This window comes from Ruminococcus intestinalis, from assembly GCF_014288065.1.
GTDB classification, from domain to species: domain Bacteria; phylum Bacillota; class Clostridia; order Oscillospirales; family Acutalibacteraceae; genus Ruminococcoides; species Ruminococcoides intestinale_A.
The window spans coordinates 1-15,094 of record NZ_JACOPS010000001.1 but is presented as its reverse complement, the minus strand read 5'-3'; the positions used below and the strand labels follow the sequence as shown (position 1 = coordinate 15,094).

General features: G+C 40.2%; 18 protein-coding genes, 3 tRNA genes, 1 rRNA gene and 1 pseudogene. 1 reads left to right on the top strand and 22 read right to left on the bottom strand.

Annotated features, from left to right (window positions below; all coding sequences use genetic code 11):
- The first annotated feature begins 315 nt into the window (after positions 1-315).
- Positions 316-645, top strand: a complete 330-nt coding sequence (locus H8R91_RS00120; RefSeq protein WP_117705856.1) for a helix-turn-helix domain-containing protein — start codon at positions 316-318, stop codon at positions 643-645.
- Between the two features lie 247 nt (positions 646-892).
- Here H8R91_RS00120 and H8R91_RS00115 read toward each other — a convergent pair whose 3' ends face one another.
- The 22 genes and pseudogenes from H8R91_RS00115 to H8R91_RS00010 all read right to left on the bottom strand — a co-directional run bounded on the left by H8R91_RS00115 (position 893) and on the right by H8R91_RS00010 (position 14,918).
- Entirely contained in the window at positions 893-1,336 is a 444-nt protein-coding gene (locus tag H8R91_RS00115) for a hypothetical protein (protein WP_186934414.1), read from the bottom strand.
- A gap of 13 nt (positions 1,337-1,349) precedes the next feature.
- Positions 1,350-2,168: a class B sortase gene (locus H8R91_RS00110; RefSeq protein WP_186934413.1), complete on the bottom strand. Its 819-nt coding sequence runs from the start codon at positions 2,166-2,168 to the stop codon at positions 1,350-1,352.
- Positions 2,155-2,757 carry a hypothetical protein gene (locus H8R91_RS00105; protein ID WP_186934412.1) on the bottom strand — a complete coding sequence of 201 codons (603 nt, stop codon included), beginning with the start codon at positions 2,755-2,757 and terminating at the stop codon, positions 2,155-2,157. The genes H8R91_RS00110 and H8R91_RS00105 overlap by 14 nt, the downstream gene beginning before the upstream one ends.
- Positions 2,758-3,030: a hypothetical protein gene (locus H8R91_RS00100; RefSeq protein WP_117705859.1), complete on the bottom strand. Its 273-nt coding sequence runs from the start codon at positions 3,028-3,030 to the stop codon at positions 2,758-2,760.
- 15 nt (positions 3,031-3,045) lie between these two features.
- Positions 3,046-3,987 carry a conjugal transfer protein TrbL family protein gene (locus H8R91_RS00095; protein WP_366476870.1) on the bottom strand — a complete coding sequence of 314 codons (942 nt, stop codon included), beginning with the start codon at positions 3,985-3,987 and terminating at the stop codon, positions 3,046-3,048.
- A 51-nt stretch (positions 3,988-4,038) separates the two neighbouring features.
- Positions 4,039-4,383: a DUF3852 domain-containing protein gene (locus H8R91_RS00090; protein ID WP_186934411.1), complete on the bottom strand. Its 345-nt coding sequence runs from the start codon at positions 4,381-4,383 to the stop codon at positions 4,039-4,041.
- Positions 4,361-4,672, bottom strand: a complete 312-nt coding sequence (locus H8R91_RS00085; protein WP_436286322.1) for a DUF7768 domain-containing protein — start codon at positions 4,670-4,672, stop codon at positions 4,361-4,363. Before H8R91_RS00085 ends, H8R91_RS00090 begins: the two co-directional genes overlap by 23 nt.
- A gap of 12 nt (positions 4,673-4,684) precedes the next feature.
- Entirely contained in the window at positions 4,685-8,362 is a 3,678-nt protein-coding gene (locus H8R91_RS00080; protein ID WP_186934409.1) for a SpaA isopeptide-forming pilin-related protein, read from the bottom strand.
- Between the two features lie 87 nt (positions 8,363-8,449).
- Positions 8,450-9,049, bottom strand: coding sequence for a hypothetical protein (locus H8R91_RS00075; protein WP_186934408.1), 600 nt, complete (start codon positions 9,047-9,049; stop codon positions 8,450-8,452).
- Positions 9,050-9,113: 64 nt separating this feature from the next.
- Positions 9,114-9,857 (bottom strand): hypothetical protein, encoded by a 744-nt coding sequence (locus tag H8R91_RS00070; protein ID WP_186934407.1) that lies wholly within the window; start codon positions 9,855-9,857, stop codon positions 9,114-9,116.
- Between the two features lie 73 nt (positions 9,858-9,930).
- Entirely contained in the window at positions 9,931-10,329 is a 399-nt protein-coding gene (locus H8R91_RS00065; protein ID WP_186934406.1) for a SpoVG family protein, read from the bottom strand.
- Between the two features lie 18 nt (positions 10,330-10,347).
- A complete protein-coding gene (locus tag H8R91_RS00060) occupies positions 10,348-10,635 on the bottom strand; it encodes an AbrB/MazE/SpoVT family DNA-binding domain-containing protein (RefSeq protein ID WP_186934405.1) in 288 nt (95 codons plus the stop codon).
- Entirely contained in the window at positions 10,635-10,832 is a 198-nt protein-coding gene (locus H8R91_RS00055; protein WP_186934404.1) for a TBCC domain-containing protein, read from the bottom strand. Before H8R91_RS00055 ends, H8R91_RS00060 begins: the two co-directional genes overlap by 1 nt.
- Complete coding sequence (locus tag H8R91_RS00050; RefSeq protein WP_243237662.1) at positions 10,822-11,802, bottom strand: DNA adenine methylase; 981 nt, start codon at positions 11,800-11,802, stop codon at positions 10,822-10,824. Before H8R91_RS00050 ends, H8R91_RS00055 begins: the two co-directional genes overlap by 11 nt.
- 135 nt (positions 11,803-11,937) lie before the next feature.
- A pseudogene (locus H8R91_RS12230) lies at positions 11,938-12,694 on the bottom strand (DNA cytosine methyltransferase); the annotation flags it as partial.
- Between the two features lie 68 nt (positions 12,695-12,762).
- Entirely contained in the window at positions 12,763-13,188 is a 426-nt protein-coding gene (gene dcm, locus H8R91_RS12225) for a DNA (cytosine-5-)-methyltransferase (RefSeq protein WP_366477105.1), read from the bottom strand.
- A 104-nt stretch (positions 13,189-13,292) separates the two neighbouring features.
- Positions 13,293-13,610 carry a DUF4314 domain-containing protein gene (locus tag H8R91_RS00035; RefSeq protein ID WP_243237660.1) on the bottom strand — a complete coding sequence of 106 codons (318 nt, stop codon included), beginning with the start codon at positions 13,608-13,610 and terminating at the stop codon, positions 13,293-13,295.
- A 78-nt stretch (positions 13,611-13,688) separates the two neighbouring features.
- Positions 13,689-13,847: a hypothetical protein gene (locus H8R91_RS00030; RefSeq protein WP_186934401.1), complete on the bottom strand. Its 159-nt coding sequence runs from the start codon at positions 13,845-13,847 to the stop codon at positions 13,689-13,691.
- Between the two features lie 404 nt (positions 13,848-14,251).
- Positions 14,252-14,327 (bottom strand) — tRNA-Asn (locus H8R91_RS00025).
- A gap of 217 nt (positions 14,328-14,544) precedes the next feature.
- A 5S ribosomal RNA gene (rrf, locus tag H8R91_RS00020) occupies positions 14,545-14,661 on the bottom strand.
- A gap of 51 nt (positions 14,662-14,712) precedes the next feature.
- Positions 14,713-14,787 (bottom strand) — tRNA-Glu (locus H8R91_RS00015).
- Between the two features lie 55 nt (positions 14,788-14,842).
- Positions 14,843-14,918 (bottom strand) — tRNA-Lys (locus H8R91_RS00010).
- Positions 14,919-15,094: the final 176 nt, after the last annotated feature.

Genomic DNA, 15,094 nt, shown 5'->3' with positions numbered 1-15,094 from the left:
ATTTTCTCTAAAGCAAGTATCTTCGGGTACTTGTTTTTATTTTTTACAATGTTAATGGCAGTCATATTTCTTATTTGTATAAGTCACTGACTCTGTGCTACGCCAAAATTTCATCTACATATGAAAGCAAAAAATCACTTTTACAAAAACATATATTTATCATGTCATTATAATACACAACATAAATTTCTCATGTATAATGATAAAATCATAGTTTTCTAGAATGCATTCTTTAGACGATATTATTCTACTATAGACGCTTATAAAAATCAACCATAGCACATATAATATCTACAGTAGCAACGGAGGATGTATATGAGCAACAATGATATTTTACTTAAAGATATGGGAAAACGAATTTCCGAGCGCAGAAAAGATATGAAACTTTCACAAGAAGAATTAGCTGAATTAGCAGAAGTTTCACCTCAACTTTTATCTACAGCAGAAAGGGGAACAAAAGCACTTCGCCCTGAAAATCTCTTAAAAATCAGCACAGCTCTCGGAGTAAGTGTCGATTACCTCCTTACTGGCGAAATCATCGACAAGGATTTATCAATTATTTCTAATAAACTGAAAAATGCATCCTCAACTCAGGTAAGGTCAATAGAAAAAATAATCGACGAATGTATTAATCTCTGTGAATGATAGTCGGTATAGTTTTATATCTATTTATATTATAATATCTATAATCTAATTGTAATAAAATAGGCACCTTTAACCAAACGGATAGTAGATTTCCCTTTGGACATAGCTGCTCATTTTTATAATATACCACAATATGCTTTTGATTTACTAAATATCAATTTCTGACTATTAAGATAAAAAATTCACTTCGGTTATTACTGTGTAAAAGGTTTCGGACTGCAGTTTTAATGCAGTCCTTGACTTTATCCTATTCGATTTGTTTCCGATAAGGCGCACTGCAATGCAACAAAGCTTCTTTATTTTTACGAAGATTTGCCATTAGGGTGACAACATCCTGCAAGTTGCCCTGTGCTTCAATGGTTTCATTTACATCGTTACCGCTTGACTTGAGCTTGTTTTTTCGTGTGGCGTTCTGTATGATTTTTCTCTGTTCCACACTTTCAACAAGTCTGTGGTATATGCGAAGCGTTACGCCGTTTCTGTCTGCAAGCTGTGAGAGTATTGCTTGTACTTCCGTACTCGGCGGATATTCTCTGACTGCCCACACACTGCGGTATGAGTCACCGACAATGTAATAATCGGTAAAAAACTTAATTGTTGACGGCAGAATCATATCAAAGAAATCCTTTGTGTATATTTCTTCTGCCTGCTCGGGTGTAAGCACCTTTGGTTTTCTATTGAATAGTCCCATAATTTTACCCCCTTTAATTTCGGACTGCCAACACAAGTATGCGGTCATCCTGATTGTAGCCGTAACAGGTTGAAAGCGTTAAAATTTGATGACCGTAAGCAGGTGTAATTTCTGTGTTATACAGAGATTTTGTTTTTGCATAACTGACCCATTTTTCATAGGTTTTGTCCAAATCTGTTGTTAAAAATTTGTACCAATCATCATAGAATTTTACCCTCATAACTGAAAAGACGGAGTAAGAAAATGCCCCGTCTTTCGTTTCAAGCACAACTGTCGGATGTTCTGTAAAATAAGAATAATCGGTATAGTTGCAAAGGTCTGCAAACATTGTGCCGTTGTTCATATGGTGTCCGTATATGATTAAATTTGTACTGTCAGCTGAACATCTGCTGTCCAGAAACGGTGTACCGCTATAGCTGTACTCGCCGTAAAAGTTTTTGTTCAGATACTTCTGCGGATTGCTTGATATATGCATAACAGGGTAATTGATATTTGTTCCTGCTATGCTTATCCAGCCGAAACATTCGGAATTCATTGAAATAAGTTCTGATATTGAATGAGGTTCGTAATAGGTTGTGTAATACACAGGCTGTTCAGTTTGAAATTCATCATCCGAATCACTGACATTTAACAGATTTGGTTTTCTTAAGATTTCTTCAATGGTTGTATCTGTTGTGTCCTCAGTCACGATTTCTGCAAGCTTTTCAAAACTTTCATTCTCTTTGTACTCTGTATACACCTGTGAGAATATTGAAACCAAGCAGGCAATTATAATCACAGAAAATATGCCTATTACAATACCTATTTCGATTTTCTCTTTATGTTTCTTCATATGTCTGCTCCTTTTCAAAAAACTGCTCGCCGTCATAATCGGGTATCAAATCGCCGTTCATACTTGCGTCAAAATATATTGCAAGAAAACGTTTGATGTCGGCTTTCTTCATTCTGGTTACTTCAAAGCCTTGGTCTGAAATAATCTTCTCAACCCTGTTTGCTTTCTGCAAAATATTTTCCGATTTTGAGGATTTGCACCTTGCTATGAACAGAAACTGCCTTGCGGTTGAGGTTTCGGTCTGAATGCTGTCGAGAAAATCTAAATCCTTATTCAGAATTTTTCTAACCTTTTCATTCTGTTCAGTTTCAATTCTACTCTTGATATAGCTTTTGTTTGTATCGAAACACTCGCAGGAATCGGTACAGGTAATCTCAATATCCGGCACAGCAGAAAGCACCATCATCAGGTGCCGAACCTTGATTTCAATATTCGTGTGCGACAAAACAGAAATATTTGTCGGCTGAACCATATAGAAAATTAGTTCTTCCTTGCCGACCTTCAAGCCGTTTTTCGTAAAGGTTTTTATACCGAGCAAGTCCTGTACCGATTTGCCTTTTCGTTTTGTTTTCTTCTGATTGTTTTTCATTTATTTGCCCCTTTCTGCCCAGAAATATATCTGTTGAGTTGATATAAAATACTTTACGGCATAGCGTATAAAATCAAGAATTGTTGTATCTTCCAGTCTTATTGACAAAAAGCCGAAACAGAGAGTTACCGCAAGAGGTACTATTATTCTCGTCTGTGCAAGTATCAGTATTGATAACAAAAGCGCTATGCTCATAATTGCAAAATCCCGTAAGCTCCACAGCCATAGATTGGCTGTGGCTTTTAGGTTTTGCGGATATAAATAAGTTGTCATAATATAAATTCTCCTTTACTTTGCCGCCCTCGCAACACTTCTTGTCAGGTTCACGGCAGTAGTGGTTGCGTGAACAATGCTCGTCATATTCACCTTTACGCTTGAATCAAGACCAAACTGCTGTGCAATTCTCGGAACTTCGTTTGCCGCAAGCATAATTCCAAGTCCCAAAAGCATATTGCCGGGGAAGGTCAGCAACCCGAGGAACAGCAGAGTTGTCTGCATAAATGCCGTCAGGCACAACGCCGCTATCTGTTTCATCCACTGATTGAAGCCGTCCTGATAACCTCTCGGAACACTGAACATATACAGCGAACCTACCGCCATCTGAATGAGCAGAATTCTTCCACGCTTGATGTTCGCAAAAAATATTTTTATTACGCAGTAGGCAAAAGCAATCATACATAACAGATTCAGCAAACCAAAATTCACTTGAACAGAAACTGCAAAACTACCCTCTAAAACGCTTGTGCTTTGTCCGGCTAAATCAAGGCTTTGCTGTCCTGCCATTATGGACGACAAATCCTTAGAAAATGTGTTTTGCAGGCTGATGCAGAACTTATACAACTCCACAGGTACTACGCCAAACAGCGAACAGGCAAAGAACCCTTTTAATACATTTATTGCGGTTGTTTTGATATTTGCTCTGCCATTCTGATATTCAATAGCCACATCAAACACGGCGACGACCGTGCCTGCGACGAACAAAGCCCAGCCGAAAAGCGTAAACAGGTTTATTGTCGCCTGCACCCATTCAAGATCGAACACATCTGCGCCCATATTTCCCATCATTGTGAAAAAGTCGGCAACAGCGTTGTAAATCGTTTCGTAGAACCACTGTAACATTGTGTTCCATATAGCATTTGAGATTTGCTCACCGAGGTAATCGAACACACCGCCTATGGCACTTCCGATTCCGCCGATGAAATCTCCTAACCAGTCAAAAATATAAATCACCTCGCAAAAGGCTGTTATGACTCAACACAACAACCTTTGTTTTTATTGTTATCAAAGTACCGTCCAGATGTATAGCGGTGCAGTCAGCGAGAACACAAGACAGCCAAAAAGTATTGCAGGAGCGGTGAATTCAAACTGACCGTGCTTGCGGTAATCCATATACGCCGTAGCGAGTTTTACAAAGAAAAGTATAGCAAGAATCATATCTACCGCAGGAAAGACAACATTGTTTACAACATTTTTAATCTGTGTTTGAGCCGATGTCCATGTGCTTTCGATTGCTGATGATACATCTCCTGCGGCAAATACTGTTACTGCCGATATTCCGAGCATTAACAGTATTACTGATACGCCTGATAACCATTTAATTAACTTAGTTCTTCTCGATTTTATCATTTTTTACCTCTGATTTTCTTAAATCATTCTCCGATATATATCTGACTTTGATGTTCAGCTTTTCGGCGAAGCGAATCTCTGTTTTCATACCCTCGGTAATTTCATTACCGAAAACCCAGACCGCATCGCAAACCCAAAGCATAGAAAGTCCCACAAGCATACCAAGGTTTCTTTCTTCTTTGTTGCTGTCATCTAAAATCAGCGCATAAAAATGCGGTATGAACGGAGCCATACCGCACTCTAACGCATATCGGGCATATCGTTTTGCGTTTTCAATGTTTACAGATATACACCCTGCGCATTATTCATCGTCCTCATCTTTCTTCTTAAATTTGATGATGAGAAATGCAATTAAACAGCCGACAGCAACAGAAGCCAATCCGATATAAAAGCCAAGATTTGAATTGTCACCTGTCTGCGGTTTTTCAGGTTCAGGCTGCGGATGAATAGTTACAGTCTGATTCTCATCTTCAATGTCAGCGTGTCCTGCAATTTCTGTTCCCTCACGGTAGAGAGTTTCAAACACAACAATTTCTGTTTCTTTGGTAATTACAGAACCGTCAAAGGTAAAGGATACTGTTACTTCGCCGTCTGCTGTTTCGGGTGTGAATGTTACTTCAGAACAAACTTCTTTTCCGTCAACAAGGAATGCTTTTCCGGTTGACTTATCCATAAGTACACCGCTTACTGTGTATTCTTTTCCGACAGTCAGGTTTTTGTAGGAAACAACATCGTCAATGGTAATATCACCGTTAGCTGTGAATTCCTTTTTGCCGTCTATAGTTGCAGTTGTTCCGAGTTCAGGTATTTTATCGTTTTCAATTGTGATTTCGATAATTTCCTTGTTTTCAGAAATTGTTACGGTATAGTTTTCTTCATTAGGGAGATAACCCTCGGCAGGCTTTAATTCACTGACAATGTATTCGCCGTATGGAACATTTTCAAAAGTGAAGATTCCTTCCTCATTTGATTTGGATGTCAGAATTGCAGTTTCTTCTGTAAATTTGGTTTCAGTAATACTGAACAATCCGAATAATGCGCCTGTGATATTTTCGCCTGTTTCACGGTCAATTTTCAAGCCTTGGATTGTGCCGTAGATAATTTCATTTTCAATCGGTTCACCGTCATTTACAGAAATATGAACAGTTGCTGTATCCTGTCCTGCGTATTCAAACACAACAGGGTATTTTTTCTCAGATAGGATATAGTGATTGTCCGTGCTGATTTCCTTAACATAGTAACTGCCGATTGGAAGGTCGGTGGTGAAGGTTGCCTTGCCTTTTTCATCACAGGTGATAATTTCAAGAAGTCCGTCCTTTGGAATGACAGATCCGTTTGCGGCTTTCAAATCTTCATCAGCGTAAAGTCCGAATGAAACATTGAGGATTTCGTCATTACTGCCAATGTTGAATTTCTCGTTCTGTTCAAGCACTTTGGTAAGGTCGATTTCAACCTTTTGTCTGTCGTTTGTAAATGATGTTGAGGTGTTAGTCACCTTTTCATTCTGTCCGGCATAGGTGAGCGCAATATGATTTACAGTCCTGTTCAGAACAAATCCGTTAGGAGCAGTTTTTTCTACAACACGGTATTTGCCGAGGTAAAGCTGTTTGCTTGTTGCTGTGCCTTTATTGTTTGTTTTCAGAGTTGCGACAAGCTCGTCTTTCTTTGCTCTTACTGTTCCGTCAGGGGTTTTAATGTCCGCATCTGCATAAATTTCAAACACTGAACCCGATAAACCGTTTACAGAATATTCAGGCTGATAGAGCAAAACTTCTTCTCCTGATGAAGTTACATTTGAAAAAATCTCGCCTGTTTTTTCTACGGTAATTGTACCTTTCTGCGGTGTGTTTTTCTTCTCGGCTTTTACGATTGTAACGCCGTTTTCTTCGCTTATCTTTTCTGCTGTAATGTCAAAATATACAGGTGTGCTGTCAAGGATATATCCGTAAGGAGCCTGCACCTCAACGACTGAATAGCCTTTGCTGTAGGGCAGAGATTCGGGTGTAATTAGATAACCCTCGCTGTTCGTGTAGAATGTGTCAATAGTTGTAACCTCGGGATAGGTGTAGGTCATAGTCACGAGCTTTCCGTCAAGATTATAAATCTGAAAGCCTGCACCTGCATACGGAATCTGTTTGCCTGTTTCGCTGTCAACCTTTACTATCTTTACATAGCTTTCAAGTGAAGAGTTGTTTATGAGATATTTATAGGTTTTGCCATCCTCGTTTACAAAGACATCAAAATCGGCTATAAACTCCGTACCGTTCCAGCCTTTGGTCTGATGAACAGTGTATGTGCCGTAAGGCAAATCCTTTGTTTCCGCAAAGCCGTACTCGTCACATATAAGATTATCTCTTTCGGATTCTTTTGCTTTTGTATAGCTTCCCGATGATTTCAGATACACCTGAAATTCAGCACCTTTTTCGGGAGTTTCAATTTTTGTACTGCCGTCATCGGTGTGCTTTATGATTGCAATTTTTCCTTTCAGTATATCTTCGGTTACTCCAATTGAAACGCTGTTGTTTTCAAGTGTATATTTTTTCGCCTCTGCACCGATATGATATTCGGTTTCGTCAAGCAGATAACCCTCGCTCGGCTCAATTTCTTTCAAAGTCCAGTTATCTCCGCACACATAGTTTGAAGTTTTAAAACCGCCGTTTTTATCGGTGGTGTACTTGTCAACCAACTTGCCGTTATTGTAGATGCCATAAACTGCTCCTGCAAGTGTTGCATCACCCTGTGCAGATTTTGTTTCAGCGTCCGTTTTGATAACAGTCAGATTCCACTTTTTAAGAACATTACTGAAAGATACAGTTGCCGTTTTTCCACTTTCAACATTTACGGTCTTTGATTTTTGTTCGGCATACTCTGTCGGAGTATGCTCGGTAACCGTGTATTTTCCGGGGACAAGGTCGGTTAATTCAAATTCACCTTTTGAGTTTGTTTTTACAGTTTTGCTGTAATCGTCGCCTTTGACGGTAAACTCAATATTTGCAACATTGCCGTCCTCGGAGGTTTTAACAAGTTTGAGATTGCCCGAACTTGTCTTGACCTTGAAATATGCTCTTATCGGGTCAGCGTCGTTTTCAACACCTGTGATTACATCCTGCAAAGTTGCATCTCCATATGGGATAAGGGTTGTATTTCCTACGCTCGGCATTGATTTTGCAGAGTTGAATGTTACTGCATCGTTGACGGGGAAACTTGAAGTCAAAGTCAGCTTGTTGCCTGATACCGATGCACTCACACCGCTTGTTGTCTTGAAACTGAAATCCGAAAGAATACTGTTGCTGTCGGTAAGGGTTAAAGTGTACTTTCCGTCTGAATACTTCATCTCATAGGTTTCAGCCTTTGAAGCGATTGCCGATGCAAAGCTTGGAACGGTTGAGTAATTTGCAAGGCTTTTAGAAATTGCATTGTAAACCGACTTAACGCCGGGGTTTGCTCCGCCTGCGCAGATACCGTCAATAAACTTTGTATTTGTGCATTTATAGCCGTCATTTGTAGAGCGACAGCCTGAAACAAACTCCCATACAATCAGCTGTGTTGCTACCCATTTCTGATCCTCTGTTCCGCTTAAGCTTTTTTCCGAACCGGGTTTGCCGTAGAGCAGAGCAAGGTTAATTGCTTTCTGCTTCGCAGAGCCTAAATTCTTCCAGACGGTCGAACCGTCCTCGGTCAGCGTATTGCCTGAGTAGAGTGTATGACCGGGTTCAATGCAGTAGGCTTCTTTGCCATCTGCAAAAATCTTGCACAACTCTTCTCCGGGAGTTCCGACCGTGTAGCCGTTGCTGACTGTTGTCTGCTGAAATTTGATTGTGTTTCCTGTACTGTCATAACAGTAGTCAAAGGTAATTGTAACCTTATCACCGCTTGCCGCACTTACAGGGAGCGAGAACATTGTTCCGAATATTACGGCAACCACGAGTAAAAGTGCAGTTATTCTTGTGAAATTCCTTTTAGCTAAAATGTTTTTCATTCTAAAAATTCCTTTCTTTGTAAAAAATAAAGCAAAGTCGGTTGACTCTGCCTGCTGATAAAATATTCTGTTTTCAGATAAAGTAAATCATAATTTCATCGCCTGCCCTTCATTGAAATCTTCATCTATATCATCGGACTGCTCACTGCCATCCGTAATATTTACATATTCGCCGATAATGTTCAGCGCTTCGCAGTAACTGCCAGAACTCGTAACACGACTGCACATTTCTTTTGCTTCGTAAGCCATACCGTTTTGCTTTAATGTACGGCTTGCAATTCCTAACAGATTGAATATATTGCCGTCCTGACCTATCAATGCACAGTCGGGTTTGACCTTTTCTGCTTTGCTCTGTTCATCGATAATAAAACCACCGAGCTTGTTATCCACATAATCGGAAAGCCAAGTTCCGGCAAAGGCTGTGTAGGACTGTAATCTCCACATTGCAAGCTTGCCGATGTCAAGGTGGACATCGGCAAATGGATAAAGAATACAGGTAACGCCGTCATTTTGAAACACAGAAACATTCTCAAACTTTGTATTGTCAAGAAGTATTCCTTTGTCCGTAAGCATTTTATTGATGCCGTCCATCCATTCCTGTGTTTCACCGCCGCATCCCTGCAAGATAAGACCTTCCTTGCCGTTCATACGGCGGAGGTCAGAAAGTGTAATATTATTGATTTTCATTGTCATCTTCCTTTCATAAAAATAAGCACCCACAATGAAGTGAGTGCCTTGCTTAATCGTCTGCTCAACAGTAGACTACATATATTTTGTTGTTTTCTGCGATTACATTGAATGATAAGTCTCTCGGAGCTATGCCACTGCTTTGGAAGTAGTAGGCTACATACTCAACATCACCATAGCAATCTGCAGTCAGGCTTTGCGTATCATCATAATATGATGCGTTTGTGGGCGAGAACCAGCTTGCGTTGCCTGTGTTCAGTGAGGAATCGTATTTCATTCCAAGCTGCTGACCGTAGGCTATGCAGGCACTCACCGCATACTGAACATCAACCGTTTTTGCTTTAGTAGGCGGTTGCGTAGGTTTTTGCGTAGGTTTCTGCACAGGCTTTTGCGTTGGCTTTTCAGCAGGCTTTTGAGTAGAAGTTTCGGTTTTCTTTTTCGCAGTTGATTCTGATTTTTGCTGATTACCTTTCACTGTATTCTTGCTGTTGTTCTGAACCTCGGATTGTGTTTTCTGAATCGGAGCCGTTGCCGAAACAACCGCCGAATTTTGTCCACTGTCGGCTTTTTCTTCGGTTTTGGCATTCTGTCCCGAAGGCTCTGTTTCTTTTGAAGCTGTGGCATTTTCGCTATATTGCATTGTTTCGGTTGTTGCCATTTCAGAACTTTTCCCAGATGCAGAAACACCCACGGAAGTTGAAACCGTGGGTGATAAAGAACTGTTATACATTTTTTCTTCTGCCGTACAAGCTGTGAATGTTCCTGTTGCTAAAATCAATGTCAGCATTATTGCGATTTTCTTTTTCATATTCTCATCGCTCCTTTCAAGCAACAAATATATCCAAAGAATTTCAAATGTCCAGAGATTTTTTTATTTGCTGTTACATACTCTGCGTAAAGCTTTCCGATTCATCTTCCGACATATTCTCGGATTCATCTTCACTCTGCTGTTCATCAAGTGCCTGATGATATGCGTCCATAACCTTGCTGTTTAGCATATCTCTTGACTCCTTTGAAATCGGGTGAACAATCTCGCTGAACTTCGTTTCGCCGTTTTCGTCAACATAGTTACTTGCAGGCATTGCAACAAACAGTCCTTTTCTTGAGTTCATCACTCTGATTCCGTGAATTGCCACAGCACCGCCGACAGTAACGCTTGCAAACGCCTTTGTGTTGCAATCATCTACATCAACGAGCTTATCAATCCTTACCTTGATATACGGCAGTTTCCTTTTCTGATTGTTGTTTTTGTTTCCTTTGAAATTAGTATTCTGTGCCATTATAAATTTACCTCCGATTTAGTGTTTCTGCTTTTCAGCCCACAGCAGAGAAAGATGCAGAAGTGCGTTTCTCTGTTCTTCCTCTGACAAGCTGTCGAGGAAATCTTCAAGGGTGTAATTTTCCTCGAAATCTTCTTCAAGGTATTGGCAGTTGTCGCAGATTTTTTCCCGCCTGACAACTACTGAGCTGTCATCAAGTTCCGTAAACGACAGCACGTCGTTGCATCTGAATCCGATTCGCTGACGGATTTCAAAAGGGATTGTAATTCTTCCTCTTTTTCCGAGAACTCTGAACAACCTGAGCATTACTCGTCCTCGCTTTCTGCGAGTTCTGCTCTGCACTCATCGCAGATGCAGTCGCAACAACATTCTTCACTATCATCATCGCACCTCTCAATCAGAATTGCTCCATCCACAGCTGAGATCTGTACAGCACAGTCGGATGTAATTCCTGATACAATAAGTGCGTCAAGCGGTATACTTACATAAATTCTATTTTCCATTGTTAATTATACACTCCTTCAAAATTTGTTCTAAATCAATTTGTTGTTCGGTGGTTAAGTCAAGCAGGCTCAACTGCAACGGTTTATTTCTCTGCCTTTCATACATATCGTAGTTGCTGATAAGCAGTTCAGGGAATTGCTCGCCTGCATTGATTCTCTGTTTCATATTGTGTAACCTTGTGAAATCAAAGAATAAGTAACCGTCATATAAATTACGGATTTCCTCACAATCGTTATATGATACAAGCCATTTACCCTTTGAATTTGCAAGTGTGTTTTTCAGCCTCAAATGGTCATCCCAAGTGAAACCACATTGATAAACATACTCGCTTGAATAGTAAGGCGGATCACAGTAGAAAAAGGCATTATCTCGGTCGTAATGCTTTATCAGGACTTCAAAATCCTGATTTTCAATCACAGTATTTTCAAGTCTTTTGCCGACTTGCTCTATCAGTTGAAACAGGCTCACTACTGAAAAGGGCTGACAGGCAAATGACTTTCCACTGCTTGAATAGCTGTATCGTAGAAGTTTAAGAAACATTACTGCTCTGCGCAAGTCGTAGTCCTGTTTCACTTTTATATACAATTCAATAATTTCTTCTGCTTTCAAGTCAGGCAGGATAATCTTCGTCAGTTCCAATTCCTCATCAAGGTACTTATCGTCAAACTTTTCCTGTCTAAAGAAATCCCTGATTGCATTGAAATCATCCCTTGAATTAAGCGGATAAAATCCGAGCTCTTTTATGAATGCCATAGGTCTGTCACGCATACAGCGAAATAGGTTTACAAGATTATGGTTATAGTCATTGTAAACTTCGAACTTATCAGGCTTTTTCTTGCCTAAAAGTACAGCTCCTGAGCCTCCGAACGGCTCAATATACCTTTCGTAATTCAGAGGAAACAGGGCGTACAAAATATGAAGGATGGAAGTTTTATTTCCCATCCAACTCACAGGGGTTTTGATATTCATCACTCCATTTCGGAATACCAATCGCCCCTGAAACGACAAAAAGCCGTTGATTAAATTAAAAAAATCTAATCAACGGCTTATATATATGAAAACCAATATCAGTCGTTCGGAACGATTGATATTAGTTGTTATTATTTAATTTTTATCGTTTACTTTTTTGATAATCTTCCCGATTTCAGAGATTACATTTACTGTCACCGCATTTCCTGCCATCTTGTAAAGCCTGCTGTCGGATAGTCCTGTTGCTTTCGCCTTGTTGAACTGATCGTTCGTGAATCCCTGTAATCTCCAGCACTCCCTCGGAGTAAGCTTTCTTATTCTGCCGATATGGACTTCTCCGTTTGGATCAACAAAAGCAACTGCGAATTTTTCATTGTTATCGAGAACATCTGAATTTTCTACAAACACTCCCGAATGTTCAGCTTTTCGGTTACTGATTCCCGAGTCGTGCCTTGCGGTTATGCACCTTGCAATTTCTGTCAGTTTCGGGTCAGGGTTAAGGTCAATAAAATAGTACGCCTGCGTTGCTGAGGTTGTTAGAGTATGTGCTACCTGATTGCCGACTCGACCACGTCTTGAGTTCTGTCCAGAAAAAGCAGTATCAATGCTGTCGCCGGGATATGCAACCTGATAACCGTCTTTAGTCTTAGCTTTTATCAGCAATCCGAAGTTTTCAGTATCTTCAATAAGGTAAAGTCCGCTATGACCGCCGAATCCACCCGAACCGCTTGTCAGCGTACAGCTTAGTCCTTTTGATGAGTAGATTCGCTCACCTTGCGTTGGCTTTTCTTTGTATAAGAGTTTTTCCGCTTGTTTGTGTGAAAGATAATACTTCTCCGGCACATTGTCCTCTAAGATATCCGATAATATACACTCGTTTTCGTGATTGGGGTATTCCGAAATTTTTGATGTTAAGTGCCTGCCAGCACACATCATACCCCTCGTCGGCACAAGCTCTGCTTACTCGTTTCTACCGCAAGCGGTCAAAAGCTCGTCCGCTATGCTGTGCCTCCTCTCCCCAAAAAGCTTACAGCTTTTCGGGGACCCCGTACGGAGGATTGTTTCAAATGTTTTGCCTGAGTCGTGGTTAAGCATATCGGGAACATTCTCGAGGAAGATATACTTAGGTTTTTTAACGGAAGCAATTCGAGCAATCTCAAAAAACAGCGTTCCTCTTGTATCGTCAAATCCTTTTCTTGCTCCGGCGATTGAGAAAGACTGACAGGGAAATCCTCCAACAAGAAGGTCGAAATCGGGTAACTGTTCGGGTACAATTTTTCTTTCGTCATCAAAGTAAAGTTCACCTCCGGTATCGTATATTGCTTCATATGCCTGCTTTGCATACTTATCGATTTCGCAGTATCCGACGCACTCAAAACCACCTATGGCTTCAAGACCTGAACGAAAACCGCCGAGCCTGCAAACATATCAAAGAATTTGATGGACATAAATCTTCATTCCAAACGAAGATTTATTGATTAAATCTCACCTCACATTCCCATAGTCATTCCGCTATCCTCATCAGGAGTTTCATCTTCAACTTCTGATTTAGATTGGTTTTCTGCTTCGATTTCTTCCTGTGTGAGCTTTCTGAATGAATCCTCACCGGGAACGATACCAATGGTTCGATTGTTATCCCACTCAGGGAATATCGTTCCCATTGAATCAACAAATTTAACTGTTCCTCTTGTGCCTGCTGGAACAGGTGCGTGTGGTTCATTCATATGGATAAGCTCAATTCTTGTTCCCGGCGGATACAATTTCTTTGTGCTTTCAGCTATTCTGCGCTGTCTTTCATATTCGTTCAAGTTATACATCTCCTATTTTTTTAGTTTTGATTCAAGCAATATCCATTAGTAGGACTCCTGATTTTTATAGTCATAAAATCAATCTCCTTCTTTTTTTCTGTTTGTATTGACATTTTTGTTGTCAGAGAAATGTGAGATTTCATTTTCATCACACTCATCATTGCGCCTGTCAAAATTCGGTTTCTGACGCATCTCTCTTTCAAACTTCCTGAGTTCGGGTGTGTCGGTAAAATACATTTAAAATCATTCCTTTCAATTTTTTGTAAATAAAAAAAGGCAACCGTTCTAATCAAAAAAATTAAAACGATTGCCAAATAAAAAAAGAGTCAATTACTATATCTCTAAAATAAGAAATATAATGATTGACTCATATATTTGATAATATTAAATTAAGCAGATTAGCAAAAGTAATCAGTTTTCTTTACCTTTAACTAAATTTTGTAGCTTTTCAACAGCTTCATCTTTAGTTTCAGAATCCTTCACTATTTGGATAATTGAGTTCATAAGAACATCAAATTGTTTGTCTGTCATATTTTCGAACTCCATATCTTTTCCTTTCCGATAAAACAATTATCACTTCTACCGGAAATAAATTTTGTATATAAGTAATTGAGGCTCATAGAAAAACTATGAGCCTCTTTTGGCTCCCCCAACTGGGCTCGAACCAGTGACATCATGATTAACAGTCATGCGCTCTACCGACTGAGCTATGGAGGAATATACAATTTTCTTTGGAGTTTACCAAAGATTTTTGTCAAGACTGCACAAAGAGCAATCTTTTTTTGTTACTTAAGTCCCCGGTAGTGGACTTAAACAACATATTTAGTTTTTCCTCTGGCTAAGTAATAGTTTCGGGTACATTTCTGTACACTCGCACTACCGACTGAGCTATGGAGGAATATAGTGCAAAACACCCGATTAGGTGTTTCGCCTGTGTTGGCATCTCCCTATCTTTCCAGGCCGTCACCAGCCAAGTATTTTCGGCACCACTGAGCTTAACTTCTGTGTTCGGTATGGGAACAGGTGGACCCTCAGCGTCATCAACACCAACTATTCTCTTGTATTTATTCTTCCCTTATTTGAGAAGTATATACCATCTTCATGGTGACTCGTGCGGGAATCGAACCCGCGTTGCCGGCGTGAGAGGCCGGAGTCTTAACCGCTTGACCAACGAGCCATCTGTTTGTAACAAAGGCTAATGGTCTTCTTTTCATTAGCCCCTGTTACCTTTTTGGTGCACCATCAGGGGCTCGAACCCGGGACACCCTGATTAAGAGTCAGGTGCTCTACCAACTGAGCTAATGGTGCATTTCACAGTCGCTTTGACAGCGCCCTGAAAACTGAATAAAGATTAAGCAAAGTGAGAAGCAATATTGTAAATACTTTAATAAGCTGACCAAAAGACTCTTGTGGTCAAGCCCTCGACCTATTAGTACTGCCAAGCTAAATGCCTCACGACACTTACACACGCAGCCTATCAACCT